A 20,154-nucleotide genomic window follows, 5' to 3' on the forward strand; every position below is an offset into this window, starting at 1 on the left:
CTCCCGTGTCCACCAGTACCGCCCCGAGTACCGCCCCGCTCACCGTCGTGCTGCACCGCCCGCCGGTCGAGCGGCCGAAGTTCCGACCCGACATCGAGGGCCTGCGGGCCGTCGCCGTCCTCGCCGTGCTCGCCTTCCACGCCGCCGTACCCGGTCTCGCCGGCGGCTTCGTCGGCGTCGACGTCTTCTTCGTCGTCTCCGGCTACCTGATCACCGGCCTGCTGCGCACCGAGACCGGGCGGCACGGACGCGTCCGGCTGGCCGAGTTCTACTCCCGCCGGGCCCGCCGCCTGCTGCCCTCCGCCGCCGTCGTGCTGGCCGCCACCGCCGTCCTCGGCGCCCTGCTCACCGCGCCGCTGCGCCGGGCCGACCTGGAGCGCGACGTCCTCGCCTCCGCGCTGTCCGTCGCCAACTGGCGCTTCATCGCCGAACAGACCGACTACCTGGCCGCCGGCCGCGACCCGAGCGCACTGCTGCACTTCTGGTCGCTCGCCGTCGAGGAGCAGTTCTACCTGCTGTGGGCCCCGCTGCTGGCGCTCGCCGCCCGCTGGGCCTGGCGGCGGCGCACCCTGCTCGGCCTGACCCTGCTGCTCGGCGCCGGCTCGTTCTGGCTCTCCCTGCACTGGAGCGCCGGCGCCTACCTCTCCACCCCGACCCGGGCCTGGCAGTTCGCCGCCGGCGCCGCCGTCGCCCTACTGCCGGTCCGCGAACTTCCCAGGCTGGTACGGGAGTTGCTCGGCCTGGGCGGCCTGGCCGGGGTGCTCGTCGCGGTGCTGCTGTTCGACGGGCACACCCGCTACCCCGGGTACGCCGCGCTGCTGCCGACCGCCGCCACCGCCGCGATCGTCCTGGCCGGCTCGGCCGGACCCCACCTGGTGGGGCGGGCGCTCTCGCTCGGCGCGCCCCGGGCGGTCGGCCGGCTCTCCTACAACCTGTACCTGTGGCACTGGCCGGTGCTGGTGCTCGCCGAGGCGCACTGGGGCGCCCTGCCCTGGGGCGCCAAGGCCGCGCTCACCGCCGCCGCCGCGCTGCCCGCGTACGCCGCGCTGCGCTGGCTGGAGCAGCCGCTGCGCCGCAGCCTGGTGCTGGGCGAGATCCCGCGCCGCGGGCTGTCGCTGGGCCTGGCCGCGGTGGTCTTCCCGGTGCTGCTGGCGCTGGTCGTCGGCTCCGGCACCATCCGCAACCTGGGACCGGCCACTCCCCCGGACCCGTCCGGCCTGCCGCCCGGCGCCCGCACCGGCAGCAGCCTGCTGGCCGCCGCGCCGCCCCCGCACGCGCCGACCGTGCCCAACCCCGTCCAGGCCCGGCAGGACTTCCCGCCGGACGGCGGCTGCGAGGTCGACCCGGCCGACACCACCAGCCCGCCCTGCCGCTTCGGCACCGGCGAGGACCGGATCGTGCTGCTCGGCGACTCGCACGCCGGCCAGTGGTTCTCCGCGCTGCTCGGCATCGCCGCCCAGCACCGGCTGTCCGTCGAGGAACTCGTCAAGCAGGGCTGCCCGCCGGCCGAGATCACCGTCACCAACCCGCAGTTGGGCCGGACCTACCACGAGTGCGACACCTGGCGGGCGAACGCGCTGGCCCGGCTGAAGGACGGCCCGAAGCCGAAGCTGGTCGTGGTCTCCGCGCTCAACCGCTACACCGCCGACCGGGCCGCGCTGCTGCGCGGCTGGGAGCGGACCCTCGCCCCGCTGCGGGAGCTGGGCGTGCCGGTCGTCTACCTCCAGGACACCCCGGTCCCCGGCCGGGACGTCCCGGCCTGCGTCTCCGGCCACCCCGACACCACCTCCGCCTGCGACTTCCCGCGCGCCGAGGGCCTGTACGCCGACCCGCTGGCCGAGCAGATCGCCGCCGGGGCGTTCCCCGGCGTCCGGACGGTCGAGGTCAACTCGGTGCTCTGCCCGGCCGACGGGCGCAGCTGCCCGGCCGTCCTGGAGCACGTGCTGCTGTACCGCGACGACTCCCACCTGACCAACGCCGCGGCCGTGGTGCTCACCCCGCGGCTGGACCGACTGCTGATCGAGGCGGGCGCGTTCGGCGCCGACGGCGACTGGACGACGCTGCTCCGGGACGAGTTCGACGGCCCGGCCGGGAGCCGGCCGGACGCCGCCACCTGGCAGTACGACCTGGGCACCTGCTACCCCGGCTGCCCGGCCGCCCAGTGGGGCACCGGCGAGATCGAGACCATGACCGACGCGGCCGAGAACGTCCGCCTGGACGGCGCGGGCGCGCTGGAGATCACCCCGACCCGGGACGCGGCCGGCCGCTGGTCCTCCGGGCGGATCGAGTCCCGGCGGGCCGACCTGGCCGCCCCGGCGGGCGGAGTCCTGCGGGTGGAGGCCGAGGTGGCGCTGCCCGACGTGCACGGCCCGGCCGCCGCCGGGTACTGGCCCGCGTTCTGGGCGCTCGGCGGCCGGCTCCGCGACGGGTACACCGGCTGGCCCGGCGTCGGCGAGCTGGACGTGCTCGAATCCGTCGGCGGCCGGGGCGGGTTCGGCACCCTGCACTGCGGCACCACGCCGGGCGGCCCCTGCCAGGAGCCGAACGGCCTGGGCTCCGGCGAACAGCCCTGCGCCGACTGCTGGGGCGCCTTCCACACCTACACCGTCGAGATCGACCGCTCCACCAGCCCCGAGCGGGTCCGCTGGCTGCGCGACGGCCGGGAGTACTTCCGGGTCACCGCCGACCAGGTCGACCCGGCCGCCTGGGACCAGGCCGTCCACCACGGGATCTTCCTGATCCTGAACGTCGCCGTCGGCGGCAACCTCCCCGCCGCGTACGGCAGTTCGCCCACGGCCGCGACCGAACCGGGCCACCCGATGAAGGTCGCCTCGGTCACCGTCTCGACGAAGGGATGACGACGGGGTGAGGACGGCGGGGGCGCGGGGAGCCGCGCGGCCCGCCACCCCCCACGGGATCGCGGCACAGTGCTCACCCGCACCGTGCCGCGATCTCCGCGTGGCGGCTCACTCCGGCTTGCGGAACATCCGGGTCGCGGTGATCTCGCCGTGGACGGCCGGCCCGTCCGGGTCCTGCGGGGCCGGGAGGCCGGGGCGCAGGTGCTCCTCCACCGAGATGTACTTGAGGCCGGCCCGCAGGTCAGCGTCGTTGCGCAGCCGGATGACCAGCGGGAACTCGGCCAGCGCGGTGGTGTCGAACAGGCCGGTGGTGTAGATGAGCTGGACGCCGAGCGCGTCGGCGACGGCGCGCTGGAGCTCCAGCAGGTAGGTCGCGTTGGCGCGGCCGATCGGGTTGTCGAGGAACAGCGTGCCGGCGTGCCTCAGCCGGGACTGGCCGCGGTCGTTGGCGCGCAGCGCGGCCATCGTGCAGTACAGGGCGATGGCGGCGGTGAGCAGCTGGCCGCCGGAGAAGACGTCCGACATCTGGCCGACCGAGACGCGTTCGGCGCGCAGCACCGCGTCCGGCTTGAGGATCTCGACCGAGACGCCCTTGGGGCCGATCGCGGCGGCGACGCCGCGCAGCAGCAGGGACATGCCGTCGCGGCGCAGGTCGGAGTTCTTCCGGACGGCGGAGCGGGTGGCCTCGTCGATGACCTCGCCGAGCCGTTCGACCAGGACGGCGTGGTCCGGGTCCTCGAAGCGGATCCGCAGGAACTCCTGGCCCGACCACTCGCCCAGGCCCTCGGGGAGGCGGGAGAGCCGCTGGGCGGCGCGCAGGGTGCCGAGCGAGGTCTCGACCAGGCCGCGCAGGCGGTCGACGATGGAGGAGCGGTTGCGTTCCAGCTGGGCGAGTTCGTCGGTGAGCACCCGCAGCCGGGGGGCGAACGCGGCGGCCCAGGCCGCGGCGTGGTCGGGCAGGGCGGCGGCGGGCAGCTCGCGGATCTGCTGGCGGGCGGGGGTGCGGACGGCCTCGTAGCGGGCGGCGTTGGCGTGCCGGACCAGGGCGTCGGCGGCGTCGCGGACGGCGAGTTCGGCGCCGGTGAGCTCGGTGGCGGCGGTGCGCATGGCGCGCCGGGTGTCGGTGACGGCGGCGCGGGCGGCGGCCAGCGAGCCGAGGTAGGCGTCGGCCTCGGCGTCGCCCTCCTCGCCGTTGTCGCGCAGCGCGTCGCGGAGCTGTCCGGCGAGTTCCTCGAAGTCGCTCGCGGCGGCCTGCGCCTGGTCCAGCGTCCGTTGCAGGTCGGCGTGGTCGGTGCGGGCGGAGTCGACCCGCTCGCGGCGGTCGGCGAGCAGCGCGGTGGCGGTGCGCAGCAGGACCTGGGCGTGCTCGGGGTCGGCGGGGAGCAGGTCCTCGGGCAGTTCGGTGTGGGCTCCGCCGTTCGCCGGGGCGGAGCGTTCGGCGTCGCCGCGCAGCCGGCCGACCTCCTCGGAGGCGGCGTCGGAGCGGGCCTCGATGAGGGCGACGAGTTCCTCGGCGCGGGCGGCGGCGGCCTGCCGGGCGGGGCCGTCGGCGCCGTCGGGGCTGGCGAGCAGTTCCTCGGCGCGGGACTTGACCTTGTTGCTGAGGCGCTGGAGTTCGGTGGCGGCGGCGGTCTCGTCGCTCTCGGCGCGGGCCTGTTCGGCGCGCAGGTCGGCGCCGACGCCGACCTTCTCGTAGAGCTGGGCGGCGGCCCGGTACGCCTCGCGCAGGGCGGGCAGCGAGGCGGGGGTGGCGGCGGGGTCGGGTTCGGCGTCGGCGCCGACGGCGGCGATCTCGGCGCGTTCGCCGCGCAGGGTGCGGGCGGTGCGGCGGGCGTCGTCGGCGGCGCGCTGGGCGGCGCGGCGGTCCTCGTCGCAGGTGCGGGCGCGTTCGGCGCACTGGGTCTGGCGGCGTTCGCACTCGGCGACGTCGTCGGCGAGTTCGCGCAGCCGGCGGGTCCAGTTGGGGCGTTCGCGCAGCCGGAAGGCGAGTCCCTCGAGGACGTCGGCGCGGCGGCGGGCGCGCTGGGCGGCCTCCCGGCACTCCTCGTGGCGGGCGGCGGCGGCCTGGTGCTCGGTGTCGGCGTCGGCGCGGTCGGCGCGCAGGGTGGCGAGTTCGGCGGCGGTGGTCTCGGCGCGGTGGGCGGCCGCGGCGGCGGTCTCGGCGAGTTCGGCGAGGGTGCCGGGCGGGCAGCTGGCGTGCCAGGAGGCGAGCCGGGCGGCGAGGGCGCGGTCGCCGCCGAGCCGGGCGGCGAGTTCGCGGATGTGCTCCTCGCGGGCGGTGGCCCGGGCGCGCAGTTCGCGGCGTTCGTCGTCGGCGGCGGTCTCGTTGTGCATGGCCGGGTTGGGCGGCACGATGAAGAAGGGGTGGTGCGCGGAATCCGACGCTGCCTCGATCGGGGCGATCAGCGCGGCGGCGGTGCCGACGGCGACGGTGGAGCGCGGCAGCAGGGCGGCGGCGGCCAGCGCCTCGCGGGCCCGGTCGAGCGAGGCGGGGTCGGTGACGACGACGCCGTCGACGAGTTCGGGGCGGGCGGCCAGGATGGCGTCGTGGTCGGCGGGGTCGACGGACTGGGCGAGGTAGCGCCAGCCGGGCAGGGCGGGGATGCCCTGCTCGCCGAGGTGTTCGACGGTGGCGAGGACGTCGGGGCCGGGCGGCAGCAGTCCGCCATCGCCGAGCGCGGCGAGGATGCGGGAGTCGTCGGCGGCGGCGGTGCGCAGGTCGAACAGGGTGCGTTCGGCGGTGGCCACCGACTGGTCGAGCAGTTCGCGCAGGTCCTCGGCGGAGGCGTCGAGCCGGCGGGGCGTCAGGAAGCCGTCGGCCGCCTCGGCGCCGTCCTGGTAGGGCGTCAGGGAGAGCAGTTCGGCGAGCCGGGGTTCGGCGGCGAGCCGGGCGGCGGTGCGCTGTTCGGCGGCCAGCGCGCGCTCGGCGGCGGCGCGGGCGTCGTTGGCGCGGGCGGCGGCGAGGTCGGCGCGGGCTTCGGCGGCGGCGGCCTCGCGGGCCCGGGCGGCGGCGTGCTCGGCGGCGGTGCGGGCCCGGTCGAGCGCCTCGGCGGCGGCGGCCCCGGCGTCGGCGGCCTGGAGGGCGGCGCGGGCCGGGTCGGGTTCGGCGCCGGAGCCGTCGATCCAGCCGGCCTCGACGGCGGCGGCGGTCTCCTGCTCGACCTCGGCGAGGCGCTGGCGCAGGTGGTCGGCCTCGGAGCGGGCCTTCTGGGCGGCGGTGGCGGCGGCGGTGGCCTCGGACTGGGCGGTGGCGCCGTCCTGCTGGAGTTCCTCGGCGCGCAGTTCCTCCTGGTCGGCGCGGGTCTCGGCGGAGGCGGCGGCGGCTTCCAGGGCGCGGGCGAGGGCGGTGGCGGCGCGGTCGCGGGCGGCGAGGGCGGGGGCGGCGTCGAGTTCGGCCTCCCGGATGGCGGCGGCGACCCGGCCCGCCCGGTCGGCGGCGGCGCGGTGGCGCAGGACGGCCTCGGCGGCCTGCCAGGCGGCGGCCTGGGAGCGGGCGTCGGTGAGTTCGCGGCGCAGCCGGGCGGCTCCGGCGGTGGCCGCCTCCAGGCCCAGCGTGGCGTGCCGGTAGGTGAGTTCGGAGACGATCAGCGAGTGCCGGGTGCGGTCGGTCTCGGCGGCGGTGACGGCGCTCGCGGCGGCGGCGACCTCGACGGCCAGGTCGTGCACCCGGTCGCGTTCGACGGCGGAGCGGGCGGCGAGCGACAGCGCCAGCTTGCGGGTGCGGCGCTCGGCGGCCCGGTGGCCCTCGCGGACGGTCTCCCGGGCGGCGGTGGCGTCGACGATGCGCTGGAGCAGGTCGACCGAGCCGGCCGTGAAGTCGCGTTCGGCGGTGAGTTCGGCGCGGCGGCCCAGCTTGGCGGCGAAGCCGTGGACGAGGTCGGCGAGGCCGTCGGTGTCGCGGGTGTCGGTGACGGCGCGCAGCAGCAGGTCGGTGAAGTCGGCGTCGTTGCGGACCGCGAACAGGCCGGCCGCCTCGCCCTCGTCGGCGTTCATCTCGCGCTGGTAGCGGAAGAGTTCGGGGTCGAGGCCGAGGGCGCCGAGGTGCTCGATCCAGCGGTCGTGGATCTCCTCGAAGGTGACGTCGAGGTGGGGGTGGGCCTTGGCGGCCTCGGTGAGCGCGTCCCGGAAGCCCTTCATGGTGCGGCGGCGGCCGCGGGCCTGCTGGTCGCCGGTCAGGGCGGGGCGTTCGGCGACCGGCAGGCCGTCCAGGGTGAGGCCGGGGCCGGGCCGGAAGGAGTACCAGAGTTCGGCGAACTTCCGCGGGTCGGAGGAGACCTGGCGGCCGCGCCACTCGCTGACCTTGCCGACCACGATGAGTTCGCCGGTGACGGTGTGCTGCCACTCCAGGGCGACGTGGCCGCAGTCGTCGGCGAGCAGGAACTTGCGCAGCACGCCGGAGGAGGCGCCGCCCAGGGTGTTGCGGTGGCCGGGCAGCATCACCGAGAAGATCAGCTTGAGCAGCACGGACTTGCCGCCGCCGTTCTCCAGGAACAGCACGCCGGCCGGCGCGGGGCGGCGCTGCGGGCCCTCGGGCTCCTCGCCGAACAGGCCGATCTGCTGCGGCTGCGGCTCGGGCACCGGCTCGCCGACTCCGCGCAGGTCGAGCACCGTGTCGGCGTAGCGGGCGCCCGCCGGTCCGATCGAGTACAGGCGGACCCGGTTCAGCTCGTACATGTGCGGTGGTTCTCCTGGAGCGGGGGCGGCGGTGGGAGCGGTTGCGGCGGTGGCAGCGGTTGCGGCGGGGGACGACGGGAGGTCAGAGGGCGTGGAAGGGCAGGCCGGCGTCGGCGACCAGCTCGTCGCTCTCGTCGGGCGGGGCCAGGGTGGGGGTGCCGTCGCTGACCGGGACGACGCCCAGGTCGAGGAGTTCGGCCATCGCGGCGCTGCCGGCCAGGTCGCGGACCTGCAACTGGTAGCGGGCGGTGGTGCGGTAGGTGCCGCCGGAGTCGTCGGAGGTCTTCTGCAGGAAGCCGGAGTCGACCAGGAAGGACACCGCCTTGGAGACGATGCCGGTGGTGGAGCCGGACAGCCGGCGGGCGTCCTTGGTGGCCCCGGTCGCGGAGCGGCGGGCCCAGACCCGCCAGGCGGCCTCCAGGCCGGGGGCGTCGCTGGCCGGGTCGGTGTTGGCGCCCTCGGCCTCGGCGCGCTCCTCCAGTCGGCGGCACGCCTGCCGGACGAAGGCGTCCACGCCGTTGACGGTGACCCGGCCGAGGTAGCCGTCGTCGGCGAGGTCCTCGGGGCGGGGGAAGGCCAGCGCGGCCACCGCGAGGTGCGCGAGGCCGTGCAGGAAGCGGTCGGTGGACTCGGTGGCGGCCCGCCGCGCGTAGTCGCCCATCCGGACGGCGAACACCGAGTCCTCGGCCGCGGCCACCGCCATCCCGGCCCGGGCCGAGACCTCCAGCACCACCAGGCCCATGCCGGTGGCGACGGCGTCGGCGAGCCGCCCGAACGGCGGGTCCTCCCGGTAGCGGCGCACCAGTTCGCCGTACTCGGCGTCCCGGGCGGGCAGCAGCTTGGCCTGGAGGCCGAAGGAGACCAGCCGGGCGGCCTCGGTGACGTCCGCCGGGCTGATCGGCGCGGGGGCGGCGGCGGCCGGTTCGGCCTCGGGCGGTGTCCACGCCTCGCTGGTGGTGGTCATCCGAGGGCTCCTTCGATCCGGGCGGTGCGGGCGGTACGGGCAGTGCAGGTGGTGCAGGCGGTACGGGCGTCGCCGGTCACCCGGCGTCCCGGGCGGCCTTGGCGGCCTTCGCGTCCTTGCGGTCGGCGGCCATGCCCACCGCGTCCAGCAGCGCGCTGCCGACGATCAGGTCGGCGCCGCCGAAGCCGGGATCGTCCAGCCGGGTGCCGTCGTCCACGGCGAACAGCAGCCGCTCCTCGCCCTGCCGGTAGGCGGTGCCGACCGGCGGGCTGGCCGCGTGCACGGCCAGCAGGGCGACCAGGTAGGCGAGTTCGTCGCCGGTGCCGTCGCCGTCGAGTCCGGCGCCGCGGCGGCGGGCGTCGGCGAGCAGGCCGGAGAGCCGGCGCGGGGCGTCGGCGGGCAGGTCGAGCAGGTCGAGGGCGGCTTCCAGCTGGGCCTCGGAGAAGCGGCTGTCGTCGGGGGTGGCGACCAGGTCGGGCTCGGGGAGTTCGGCGCCGAGGTGCTCGCGCTCGACGGGCGGGGTGAGCAGCAGGTCGACCAGGTCGGTGACCCGGACCGCGACGGGGGTGCGCAGGCCGACGGCGCGGGCGAAGAACGCGTCGGTGGGGCGGGTGGCGTCGCCGAGCGGCAGGGTGAGGACGGGGGCCAGCAGCTGGCCGTACAGGTCGATGCCGCTGCGGGCGGTGGGCGCGGCGAACGCCTGCCGGTCCTGCTCGGCGCGGAACAGCGGGCCGGCTTCCAGCAGCCGGGTCTGGAGCTGGGTGTGGCGGCGGATGCAGTCCTTGACGATGTCGACCAGTTCGGCGGCGCGGCGCTTGTGCTCGCCGTCGACGCTCTCGTCGCGGGCCTTGCGGATGTTGGTGAGGATCGCGTTCTCGTGCCGGTAGCGGTCGGCGATGTGGTCGAGCGCCTCGTCGATCAGGTCCGGGACGGTCTCCATCCAGTCGACCGCGCGGACGTTGCGCCGGGTGGCCTCCAGGGCGCGGCGCAGCGTCTCGGCGTACTGGACGGTGCGGTAGCGGGCCTGTTCGGCGGCGAGCTGGGCGTCGGCGAGGCGGCCGCGGCGGATCAGCACCTCCAGCTTGACCTCGGCGGCGATCTGGGCCGAGGTCACGTCGGTGTCGAGCGCGCCGACCAGCACGTTGACGGCCTCGTCGGTGGTGCGCAGGTACACCCCGCCGTCCTGGCCGGGGACCTCCTCGATCAGCTTGAAGTCGTAGTCGCGCCGGGTGTACTCGCCGTCCGGGCCGAAGGTGCCGTAGACGGCGCGGAAGCCGCGGTCCACGCTGCCGACGTTGATCAGCGACTCCAGCACCCAGCGGGCGACCCGCTCGTGCTCGGCGGCGGCCCGCTGCGGGTTCTGGGCGGCGATCCGGGGGAGCAGGCGGCTGAGCACTATGTCCCGGTCGGCGCCGGTGTCGAAGTCCATGTTGAGCGTGACCAGGTCGATCGCGGCGAGGCCGACCTCGGCCATCGCGTACGAGGCGTACTCGCCGGCCAGGTTGACCTTCCGGCCGTCCAGGTCGTGCAGCGGGGCGGTGCAGGCCAGCGCCTTGAGGCGGCGGGCGAGCCCCTCGTCGGCGGCCGGGCCGGGGGCGGGCCGGGTGGGTTGGTCTGCGATGGCGGTCACGGTGGACAAGATTAGGGCTTTCCGCGGACAGGTCCGAAAAGTCCCTTTCGGGCGGGCTGTCCCGGCATGTTGAACACGTTCAAATTCAGGTCTAGAGTCCAAGGCGCGACACCGTGTGCCGTCTCCGGCACCCGCGCCATGAGGGGGGTCCCCATGTCCGACATCGCCACCGTCCCCGCCGGTTCCACCACGGCGGGACCGGATTCCGCGTCCACCACCGACACCGCGCTCGTCCGCCGCCGCATCCGGCGCTGGCTCTGGCTGTTCATCGCCTGCCTGGTGCTCAGCGGCCTGACCGCCTTCCCGCTCCGGTCCGAGACCTCGCTGCTGGCCCGCCTGGTCGACGCCACCGGCCTGGACTCCGTCTTCCCCGCCCTCGACGCCCGGGTCCACCGCGTCAGCGAGGGCGTCGCCGACGGCTACGGCCGCCACCCCTTCCTCGCCTACGGCACCGACTGGCTGGCCTTCGCCCACCTGGTGATCGCCGCCGCCTTCTGGGGCCCGCTGCGCGACCCGGTCCGCAACGTCTGGGTGATCCGCTGGGCGATGCTCGCCTGCGGCGGCGTCGTCCCGCTCGCCCTGATCTGCGGCCCGCTGCGCGGCATCCCGCTGTTCTGGCAGTGCGTCGACATGTCGTTCGGCCTCGTCGGCATCGTCCCCCTGCTGGTCGTCCACCGCCTGATCCGCGCCCTGGAGTGGCAGCAGGCCGTCAGCGCCCACCACGACTTCGCCCGGGCCGTCCCCAGCCCCTGAGCGCCCCCGCTCCACCGGCACGGAGTGCCGAGCCTTCGGGGGGAGGCTCGGCACTCCGTGCCGTACCCCGACTCCGCGGCGGCGATGCACCGGTACGCGTTCTCGTCCGCCACCGCCGCCCGGTCCACCGCCGCGAACCGGGCCAGCAGCGCGTCCGCCGCCCGCGACTCCGCCAGCTCCGCCGCCTCGCCCGCCCCGTACCGCTCGGCCTGCTCGGCGGCCTCCCGGGACGGCCCGACGCACGCGAGCGGCTCCGCCGCCCCGGAGTTCAGCAGCCGGGCTCCTCCCCGGTCTCCGGCAGCAGCCGCACCGACCCGCCGTCCGCCCGCACCCCGATCGCACCGATCCCCGCGTCCACGGCGAGCACCCGGCACCGCACCCCGCCCACCTCCCGCTCCCCGTACGGCGCCCGCCGCCACGCCCGGGACAGGGCGGCACGTCGGCGCGGGCGGCGGTCAACGCGTCCGGCTCGGCGTCGCCCATCCGGCGACGTCAGCTCCGGCCGCCGACGGCCCGCGGCCGGTGCGGCACCGCCGTCAGCCGCAGGTCGCCGTCCCAGGACTCGCAGCGGACGGTGCCGGTGGGGAAGTCGAGTTCGAGGGCGGTGCGGCCGGTGTGCGGGGTGAACTCCTGGCGGGTGGCGAGGACGGTGCGGCCGAGGTGCGGGGTGAAGGGGGTGCCGGTGGGGGCGTCGCGGACGTCGAGGCGGCCCCACTCCCCCAGGTCGAGGTCGGCGTGCGGCCGTTCGTCGGCGACGATCAGGCACCAGTCGCTGCCGGTGGCGACGAAGGTGCAGCCGCCGCGGTCGTCGCGCAGCCAGACCACCACGGGCTCGGCCGCCCGCTCGCCCCGGTGGGAGTACCAGGACGCGACCACGCCGGTCAGCCGGCGGCCGACCAGGGCGGCGAGGTCGGGGCCGGGGCCGTGCGCGGGGCACATGGCGGGCGCGGTCACCAGCGCATCCGGACGTCCTCGGCCCAGCCCAGCAGTCCGTCCACCGCGACCCGCAGGCCGTCGTCGGTGCGGACGGTGCCCGAGTAGCAGCCGAAGCACTGGTCGGTGCGGTTGGCGACGAACCACGCCTCGGTGCGGGTGCGGCGGTCGTGGAAGGGGGTGAAGGTGAGGTCGACCCGGTCGCTGTCGGGGGTGGTGATCCGCCAGGGGGCGAGCGGGTCGGCGGGGTCGTGGTGCCAGGCCAGCTCGGTGCCGATCTTGCTGAGGCGGCCGTCCACGCAGAGCGCGTTCTCGGTGCTGCCGGTGCCGGCCGTCCACTGCCCGCCGAACTGGAGGCCCACGGTGTGCCCGTCGGTGCGGCCGGACGCCGCGCCCCAGTTCCAGCCGAGCGAGCGCGGCCAGCGCCCCCGGCCGTGGTCGAGCACGCCCCAGGAGTCGTCCCCGAAGTCGTACGTGCGGTCGCCGAGCCGGACGGTGCCGGTGGCGGGGCGGGCGGTGTGCTTGGAGGTGTACTGGAAGCGCCGCTCGTCCCAGGGGACGACCACCGACAGGGTCTCGTGGCCGTCGGGCAGCGCGACCAGCAGGTCGGCCTCCAGCGGGCGCAGGTCGGCGGTGAGGGCGCGGGCGCGCAGCCGGGTGCCGCCGGGTTCGTGGGTGACCGAGATCCGGACCCGGCGGCGGCCGGGCCGCTCCGGGCCGACGGTGAGGTCCGCGCCGTGCGGGCCGCCGGAGCCGGCGACGCCCTCGGGGAAGGCGGTGCGGCGGGTCGGCAGGCCGGGGGCGATCGCGGTGCGCTCGTGCTCCTCCAGGACGCCGTGCCCGTCCCAGGCGAGGAAGTACGCGGTGTCGAGGGTGAGGAAGTCCAGGTCGCTGACGGTGAGCGCGAGCAGGTGGGTGGGCGTGGTGACGCACCAGTACTCCCAGCGCTTGGTGCGCCCCCAGCCGCGCAGGTTGGCGCGGTGCAGCGGGGTGCGCGACCAGCCGACGGCCCCGCGGTCGAGCCGCCCGTCGGGGCGGCACAGGTCGACGGGGGCGGTGATCTCTCGCTCGTGGGTCGCCATCCGCGCACCCTACTGCCGCGACCCGCGCGAGAGCCACGGACGGACGCGCGCGGGCCGGTCCTCCCCCGGGGAGGACCGGCCCGCCGCAGAGGCCCTGCGCGGCGCTACTTGGTGGTCGCGCCCTCGGGGACGTCGGGGACGGCGGACAGCGGCGTGCCGTCCGCCGGCCCGGCCGCGCCGCCCGCCACCGCGCGGCGGACGCCGGGGATGGCGAGGGTGACCAGGGCGGCCGCCACGGCCGCGCCCGCGCCGATCAGGAAGGCGGTGCGGAAGCCGCTCTCCGACGGCAGCACGTGGCCGTGGAAGTCGGTGGTCAGGTGGGCCAGCACCACGCCGATGACGGCGGAGGAGCTGGAGGTGCCGATGGAGCGCATCAGGGTGTTGAGGCCGTTGGCGGCGGCGGTCTCGGAGACCGGGACGGCGCCCATGATCAGGGCGGGCATGGCCGCGTAGGCGAACGCGATGCCGCCGCTGATCAGGCAGGAGAAGACCAGCACGCCCCAGGCGTGGCCCATCAGGGCCAGCGCGGAGAGGTAGCCGCAGGTGATGACGACGGCGCCGACCAGCAGCGAGACCTTGGGGCCCTTGGCCTTGGAGAGCTTGGCGGAGATCGGCGAGAGCAGCATCATGACCAGGCCGGCGGGGGCCATCCAGAGGCCGGCGGCGACCATCGACTGGCCCAGGCCGTAGCCGGTGGCGGTGGGCATCTGGAGCAGCTGCGGGGAGACCAGGCTCATCGCGTACATCGCGAAGCCGATCACCACGGAGGCGAGGTTGGTCATCAGCACCTGGCGGCGGGCGCTGGTGCGCAGGTCGACCAGCGGCTGTTCGGTGCGCAGCTCCCACCAGCCCCAGACCGGGAGCACCACGACGGTGGCGGCGAGCATGCCCAGGGTGGTGCCGGAGCCCCAGCCCCAGTCGCTGCCCTTGGAGATGGCGAGCAGCAGGGCGACCAGTCCGATGGTGAGCCCGATCGCGCCGACCACGTCGAAGCGTCCGCCGGAGCGCACCGGGGACTCGGGGACGAGGAGGAACACGGCGGCGGCGACCACCGCTCCGAGCGCGGCGGAGATCCAGAACAGCGCGTGCCAGCTGGTGTTCTGGGCGATGACGGCGGACAGCGGCAGGCCGAACGCGCCGCCGATGCCGAGCGAGGAGCTCATCAGCGCCATCGAGGAGCCGAGCTTCTGCGGCGGCAGTTCGTCGCGCATGATGCTGATGCCGAGCGGGATGACGCCGGCGCCGATGCCCTGGAGCGCGCGGCCGACCACCATCGGGGCGAGCGAGCTGCTGAAGCCGCAGACCAGCGAGCCGATGACGAGCATGGTGAGGCTGGCGAGCAGGATCCGGCGCTTGCCGTACATGTCGCCGAGTCGGCCGAGCACCGGGGTGGCCACGGCACCGGCCAGCAGGGTGGCGGTGATCGCCCAGGAGGCGTTGGCGGCCGTGGTGTGGAGCAGGTTCGGCAGGTCCGGGATCAGCGGGACGACCAGGGTCTGCATCAGCGAGACCACGATGCCCGCGCCGGCGAGCACTCCGACGATGGGGCCGGTGCGTGCCTGACTCATGGGGTACTTCCATCTCTTCGGCTAGATATGCATGATGCACACAATGTGTACCATACATATGTCCTGCTCGCGGGATATGCTGCCGAAAAGTGACGCACGGGACGGAGGAGCATGCGGCGCGACAAGGAACTCGCCCTGATCGAACGGGAAATGATGCTGCTCGCCCGCCACCAGGTGCTCGCCACCGCCCGGACCGACGGCGGCCCCGACGCCCTGGAGCGCAGCGCCTACACCCTGCTCAGCCGGATCGAGACCGAGGGCCCGCTGACCATCGGTCAGCTCGCCGAGGCGTTCGGGCTGGACACCTCCACCGTCAACCGGCAGAGCGCCGCGATGCTGCGGGCCGGGCTGGTCGACCGCATCCCCGACCCGGACGGCGGGGTGGCCCGCAAGCTGCGGATCACCGAGGAGGGCCTGCGCCGCCTGCGCCAGGACCGCGACTGGTCGATCGAGGGCCTGTCCCGGGTGGTCACCGGCTGGACGGCCGAGGACCTGGCCGCCTTCGCCGAGGTGCTGGAGCGCTTCAACCGCGACATCGAACAGCTCCAGGGCCGCCCCTGGCCGCGCCACTGACCCTCCCCCTCGCCCGCTCCCCGACGCCGCGTCAACCCGGAGCGACGGCCGCTCCCCCCGACGGGGGTTGCGCCGAGCGGGTGGCCGTCGCGACGCCCGTCCGCGACCCGGCGGGTAAAACCTGTCACCCGGGCCGCGACCACCGCCCCGGCCGAAACGATCAGGCCCTACGATCAGCCCCAGGAGCGGAGCCCGGGCCCGGATCGGCCCGCGCGGAAGGGCGGACGGGGAGAGAGTGGCCGACGCGGTGATCGACCTCAATGCGGACCTCGGCGAGGGCTTCGGACGCTGGAGCCTGACCGACGACGACGCCCTGCTCTCGGTGGTCACCAGCGCCAACGTCGCCTGCGGCTTCCACGCCGGCGACCCGTCCACGATGCGCCGGGTCTGCTCGCTGGCCGCCGAGCGCGGGGTGCGGATCGGCGCCCAGGTCTCCTACCGCGACCTGGCCGGGTTCGGCCGCCGCGCCATGGACGTCCCGCCGGACGAACTGGCCGACGAGATCGCCTACCAGATCGGCGCGCTCCAGGTGTTCGCCCGCGCGGCCGGCTCCCGGGTCTCCTACGTCAAACCGCACGGCGCGCTCTACAACCGGGTGGTGCAGGACAACGAGCAGGCGGAGGCGGTGGTCTCCGGCGTCCTGCGGGCCGGTGCGGTCTGTGACGGGCCGCTGCCGCTGCTCGGCCTGCCCGGCTCCCGGCTGCTGGCGGTGGCCGAGGGCGTCGGACTGCCCGTGGTCACCGAGGCGTTCGCCGACCGCGCCTACACCTGGGCCGGCACCCTCGTCCCGCGCCGCGAACCGGACGCCGTCGTGCACGACCCCGAGGCCGTCATCGCGCGCGCCGTCGGCATCGCCCGGGACGGCACCGCCACCGCCGTCAGCGGCGAACCCATCACCGTCCGGGCCCGCTCGCTCTGCGTCCACGGCGACACCCCCGGCGCGGCCCAACTCGCCTGGCGCATCCGCGGCGCACTCGCCTCCGCGGGCGTCCGCGTCGAAGCCTTCACCTGACCGGCGCCCGGGAAAATTCCTCGAATTCCCCCTCCCCCACCCACCCCGGAAAGGCCCTTCCCCGGTCCTCCACCCCACCCCCGTGCGCCTGCGCCCCCACCCCGCGACCGTGGCGGCCACCCCGCGCCGAAACCCCCCGCCGCGAGCCGCACACGCCCTCGCCGGATAGCCCCTGACCTGGTTTTCTCCCGATTTTCCCCTAGGGTTGGCGACACCGCAGGACGCCGTCGGAGGGGACCGTCATGAGCGAGTACAGCGCTGCGCACATCGAGGTACTGGAGGGCTCGGCAGCCGTCCGGAAACGGCCCGGCATGTACATCGGGTCGACCGGCGAACGCGGACTGCACACCCTGGTGTACGAGGTGCTGGAACCGGCGGCGGACGCCCTCCTGCTGGGCCGGGCGAGCCGCATCGAGATCGCCCTGACCGCCGACGGCGGCGCCCGGATCACCCACGACGGCCACCTCGACGACCTGCCGGAACGCCTGGCCGGCTTCTGGACGCCTCAGCGCCCCGGCGTCCGCCGACTGTGCCTCTCCCTCTTCGCCCTCGGCCCCTTCGTCGTCAACGCACTCTCCATCCGGCTGGTCGCGGAAGAGCACCACGACGGCGCGGTGATCCGGCAGGAGTACGCCCGGGGCGAGCGGGTCACCCCGCCCACCGAGACCGGCCCCAGCGACCGCACCGCCACCACGATCACCTTCCACCCCGACCCGGAAGTGTTCGAGACGGTCGCCTTCCACTACGACACCGTCGCCGCCCACCTGGACGAACTCGCCCTCCTCAACCGGGAACTGGACTTCACCCTCGCCGACGAACGCACCACCCCGCCCCGCGTCGGACGCTTCCACCACCCCGCCGGCCCGGCCGACTTCACCACCCGGCTCGGCGGCGACCCCTCCGCCACCCTCACCGCCGCGGCCGAGGACGAACCGATGGGCGGCACCGTCGACCTCGCCCTCAGCTGGACCGGCCGCGGCGGCATCCGCTGCTACGCCAACAGCCGCCGCACCGGCAGCGGCACCCATCTCACGGGCTTTCACGACGGCCTCCGGGCCGCGCTGCTCCCGCACATGGGCGAGCACGCCCTGCGCGCGGTGCTCGCCGAACTGACGGCGGTCGTCTCGGTGAAGCTCGACGACCCCCACTACGAAGGCTCCACCCGCGAGGTGCTCGGCAACCACCCGGTCCGCGCCCGCGTCGCCGAGACCGTCCGGCGCGCGGTGGAAGCCTGGTTGGTCGAGCACCCCCGCACCTTCGGGTGATCCCCCGGAGCGCGGACGTCAGGTCAGGGCGAGCAGGCCGACCGCGAGGGCGGCGGTGCCGAGGCCGGCGAGCTGGCCGCGGTGGATGCGTTCGGCGAGGACGGCGCGGGCCAGCAGCACCGTGCCGGCGGGGTAGAGCGCGGTAATCACCGCGACCACCGCGAGGTCACCGCTGCGGGCGGCCAGCAGGAAGAGCACCCCGGCGGCCGAGTCGAGCACTCCGGCCGTGGCCGCCAGGCCGTACGCGGGGCGTCCGGGGCCGAGGCGGCGGCGCCACAGGGCGGCGGCCGCGAGGGTGAGGACGGAGGTGACGGCCCGGCCGACGATCAGCGGGGCGATGCCGCTGCCGGACGGGGCCTGGTGCAGGCAGACCAGCTGGACGGCGATCGCGGTGCCCGCGCCGAACGCCAGCAGCAGCGCGGGGCGGGTCACTCGGGCCCGGCCGTCGGCCGTCCCCGCGCTCACCAGCACCACCGCGACCAGTGCCAGCGGCAGGCCCAGCAGCCCGGCGGCGCCCAGGTGTTCGCCCTGCAACAGACCGACGGCGACCGGCAGCATCGCGGAGATCAGCGCCGTCACGGGCGACAGCACGTTCATCGGACCGATCGCCAGCGTCCGGTACAGCAGCGCGAACGCCGCCGCCGAGGCCGCCCCGGAGGCCGCGCCCCAGCCGACCGCCCCGGCGTCGAACCGGGCGCCGAGCAGCGGCCAGAGCAGCACCTCGACGGCCAGGCTGGCGGGCGCGGCGACCAGCACGGTGCGCAGCACGTGCGCGCGGCGGGCGCCGAGGCCGCCGAGGAAGTCGGCGCAGCCGTAGGCGAGGGAACTGCCGAGGGCGAGCAGCAGGGCGATCATGGCACTTCCCCATCGGTGGGACGGAACGACCGGGACGGTACAGCAGAGTGCACGCCACAGGCCAACACAGTGATCGCCCGGGGCATTCCCCGCCCGCCCCGCCACCCGCCACAACCGCCGTCCGGCACGACCGTCACCCGCCGACCGCCGCCTGCCACGGCCGCCCACCGCCGCCGCCGCCGCCGAAACCCGCTTGCCGCGCCCCCGCCCCCGGTGCTCTGCTCGGCCCGTGAACGAACCCCTCCCGCCGCGGCACGTCCGCCTGCGCACCGACCGGCTGGTCCTGCGCCGTTTCACCCCCGCCGACCTACCCGCCGTCACCGCCCTGTGCGGCGACCCGGAGGTGATGCGGTACATCGACGACGGCCGCCCCGTCCCGCCGGACCGGGTCGCGGACGAGCTGCTGCCCGGCCTGCTGCGCGCCTACGCCGACCTGCCGGGCGGGCTGGGCTGCTGGGCGCTGGAGGCCGGCGGTCGCTTCCTCGGCTGGGCGGCGCTGCACCCGCCGTCCTCCGTCGGGCTGGAGCCGGAGCGGCGGCCGGACCACCTGGAGCTGGGCTACCGCCTGCGGCCCGCCGCCCGGGGCCTCGGGTACGCCACCGAGGCGGCGACGGCCCTGGTCGGGGCGGCGTTCGGGGAACGGCCGGGGACGGAACGGGTGGTGGCCACCACGATGGCGGTGAACACGGCCTCCCGCCGGGTGCTGGAGCGGGCCGGGCTGCGCCACGTCCGGACGTTCTCCGCCGACTGGCCGGACCCGATCCCGGGCAGCGAGCACGGCGACGTGGTGTACGCCCTGACCCGCGCCGAGTGGGCGGCCGACACCCGCTGAGCACCCGCCGACCGCTCGATCCGCCACAATCGTCCGGAATTGCCCGGACCGCCCCTTTGCGATCTTCGGGACATCCGGACCCCTTATCATCTGGCCACACCGGACAGCCCCCAGCCGCCGGACCACCCCACGAGCGAACAGGAAACCGCCCATGCTGAGCCTCCGAGAGATATCCGCGGCGGGTGTCCGGTGATCGACTGGTTCCACGCGGCCGTGCTCGGCCTGGTGCAGGGCCTGACCGAGTTCCTGCCGGTCTCCTCCAGCGCGCACCTGCGGGTCTTCTCCGCCCTGGCCGGCTGGGACGACCCGGGGGCGGCGTTCACCGCGGTGACGCAGCTGGGCACCGAGTCCGCGGTGCTGATCTACTTCCGCCGGGACATCGGCGCGATCATCAAGGCGTGGACGCTGTCACTGCTGCGCAAGGAGTGGCGCGGCGACCCCAACGCCAGGCTCGGCTGGTACGTGATCATCGGCACGCTGCCGATCGGCATCCTCGGCAAGCTGTTCCAGGACACCATCGAGACCACCCTGCGCGACCTGCGGCTGATCGGTACCACCCTGATCCTGTTCGGCGTGATCCTGGCCGTCGCCGACCGCTCCCGCGCCGTCCGCCACGCCCGCGGCGTCGACTCGCTGAACTTCAAGCACGCCCTGGTCTACGGCGCCGCCCAGTCACTGGCCCTGATCCCCGGCGTCTCCCGCTCCGGCGGCACGATCAGCGCCGGCCTGTTCCTCGGCTACAGCCGCGAGGCCGCCGCCCGCTACTCCTTCCTGCTCGCCATCCCCGCCGTGCTGGCCTCCGGCGGTCTCGAACTGCTCAAGATCGGCGAGGGCCCGGCACCCGCCTGGGGCCCGACCGTTCTGGCCACCCTGATCGCCTTCGCGGTCGGCTACGCGGCGATCGCCTGGTTCCTCAAGTACATCTCGCACAACAGCTTCACGCCGTTCGTGGTCTACCGGATCCTGCTCGGCATCACCATCATCGCCCTGGTCACCGCCGGCACCCTCGCCCCCGACGCGGGCGCCGTCCACTGACCCACCCCCATCGCACCACCGTCCCCCGGGGGCGGGGGGCCCGCGCCCCCCCCCCGGCCCCCCCCCCCCCCGCCGCCCCCCCCCCCCCGGCCCCCGGGGGGGCCCCCCCCCCGCGGGCCG

The 20,154-nt window shown here is 75.7% G+C and carries 14 protein-coding genes; 7 read left to right on the plus strand and 7 right to left on the minus strand.

From position 1 onward, the window contains the following. The first annotated feature begins 5 nt into the window (after positions 1-5). Complete coding sequence (locus ACIP60_RS37210) at positions 6-2,858, plus strand: SGNH hydrolase domain-containing protein (protein ID WP_400693729.1); 2,853 nt, start codon at positions 6-8, stop codon at positions 2,856-2,858. Between the two features lie 108 nt (positions 2,859-2,966). Here ACIP60_RS37210 and ACIP60_RS37215 read toward each other — a convergent pair whose 3' ends face one another. The 3 genes from ACIP60_RS37215 to ACIP60_RS37225 all read right to left on the minus strand — a co-directional run bounded on the left by ACIP60_RS37215 (position 2,967) and on the right by ACIP60_RS37225 (position 10,126). Continuing rightward, positions 2,967-7,532 carry a hypothetical protein gene (locus tag ACIP60_RS37215; protein WP_400693732.1) on the minus strand — a complete coding sequence of 1,522 codons (4,566 nt, stop codon included), beginning with the start codon at positions 7,530-7,532 and terminating at the stop codon, positions 2,967-2,969. An 82-nt stretch (positions 7,533-7,614) separates the two neighbouring features. After that, on the minus strand, positions 7,615-8,496 hold the full coding sequence (locus tag ACIP60_RS37220; RefSeq protein ID WP_400693735.1) for a hypothetical protein: 882 nt from the start codon (positions 8,494-8,496) through the stop codon (positions 7,615-7,617). Positions 8,497-8,572: 76 nt separating this feature from the next. Beyond that, positions 8,573-10,126, minus strand: coding sequence for a hypothetical protein (locus ACIP60_RS37225; protein WP_400693737.1), 1,554 nt, complete (start codon positions 10,124-10,126; stop codon positions 8,573-8,575). 153 nt (positions 10,127-10,279) lie between these two features. On the opposite strand from ACIP60_RS37225, the gene ACIP60_RS37230 reads away from it, so the two are divergent. Continuing rightward, positions 10,280-10,879, plus strand: coding sequence for a hypothetical protein (locus tag ACIP60_RS37230; RefSeq protein ID WP_400693741.1), 600 nt, complete (start codon positions 10,280-10,282; stop codon positions 10,877-10,879). A 492-nt stretch (positions 10,880-11,371) separates the two neighbouring features. Here ACIP60_RS37230 and ACIP60_RS37235 read toward each other — a convergent pair whose 3' ends face one another. From ACIP60_RS37235 to ACIP60_RS37245, 3 genes are all read right to left on the minus strand, one after another. Beyond that, a complete protein-coding gene (locus ACIP60_RS37235; RefSeq protein WP_400693744.1) occupies positions 11,372-11,833 on the minus strand; it encodes a hypothetical protein in 462 nt (153 codons plus the stop codon). After that, complete coding sequence (locus ACIP60_RS37240; RefSeq protein WP_400693747.1) at positions 11,830-12,894, minus strand: DUF2804 domain-containing protein; 1,065 nt, start codon at positions 12,892-12,894, stop codon at positions 11,830-11,832. The genes ACIP60_RS37235 and ACIP60_RS37240 overlap by 4 nt, the downstream gene beginning before the upstream one ends. Positions 12,895-12,998: 104 nt before the next feature. Continuing rightward, a complete protein-coding gene (locus ACIP60_RS37245; RefSeq protein ID WP_400693750.1) occupies positions 12,999-14,462 on the minus strand; it encodes an MFS transporter in 1,464 nt (487 codons plus the stop codon). 111 nt (positions 14,463-14,573) lie between these two features. Here ACIP60_RS37245 and ACIP60_RS37250 point away from each other — a divergent pair, with 111 nt between their 5' ends. The 3 genes from ACIP60_RS37250 (at position 14,574) to ACIP60_RS37260 (ending at position 17,312) form a co-directional block, all read left to right on the plus strand. Continuing rightward, positions 14,574-15,035 carry a MarR family winged helix-turn-helix transcriptional regulator gene (locus tag ACIP60_RS37250; RefSeq protein ID WP_400693753.1) on the plus strand — a complete coding sequence of 154 codons (462 nt, stop codon included), beginning with the start codon at positions 14,574-14,576 and terminating at the stop codon, positions 15,033-15,035. 235 nt (positions 15,036-15,270) lie between these two features. Then, positions 15,271-16,047 carry a LamB/YcsF family protein gene (locus tag ACIP60_RS37255; RefSeq protein WP_400693756.1) on the plus strand — a complete coding sequence of 259 codons (777 nt, stop codon included), beginning with the start codon at positions 15,271-15,273 and terminating at the stop codon, positions 16,045-16,047. A 242-nt stretch (positions 16,048-16,289) separates the two neighbouring features. Beyond that, entirely contained in the window at positions 16,290-17,312 is a 1,023-nt protein-coding gene (locus ACIP60_RS37260; RefSeq protein WP_400693759.1) for a DNA gyrase subunit B, read from the plus strand. 18 nt (positions 17,313-17,330) lie between these two features. On the opposite strand, the gene ACIP60_RS37265 is transcribed toward ACIP60_RS37260, so the two are convergent. Continuing rightward, positions 17,331-18,167, minus strand: coding sequence for an EamA family transporter (locus ACIP60_RS37265; protein ID WP_400693762.1), 837 nt, complete (start codon positions 18,165-18,167; stop codon positions 17,331-17,333). Between the two features lie 229 nt (positions 18,168-18,396). On the opposite strand from ACIP60_RS37265, the gene ACIP60_RS37270 reads away from it, so the two are divergent. Continuing rightward, positions 18,397-18,999, plus strand: coding sequence for a GNAT family N-acetyltransferase (locus ACIP60_RS37270; RefSeq protein WP_400693765.1), 603 nt, complete (start codon positions 18,397-18,399; stop codon positions 18,997-18,999). Between the two features lie 192 nt (positions 19,000-19,191). Next, complete coding sequence (locus ACIP60_RS37275; RefSeq protein WP_400693768.1) at positions 19,192-20,034, plus strand: undecaprenyl-diphosphate phosphatase; 843 nt, start codon at positions 19,192-19,194, stop codon at positions 20,032-20,034. Positions 20,035-20,154 lie beyond the last annotated feature (120 nt).

It is taken from the genome of Kitasatospora sp. NPDC088783, from assembly GCF_044750705.1.
GTDB classification, from domain to species: Bacteria; Actinomycetota; Actinomycetes; order Streptomycetales; family Streptomycetaceae; genus Kitasatospora; species Kitasatospora fiedleri.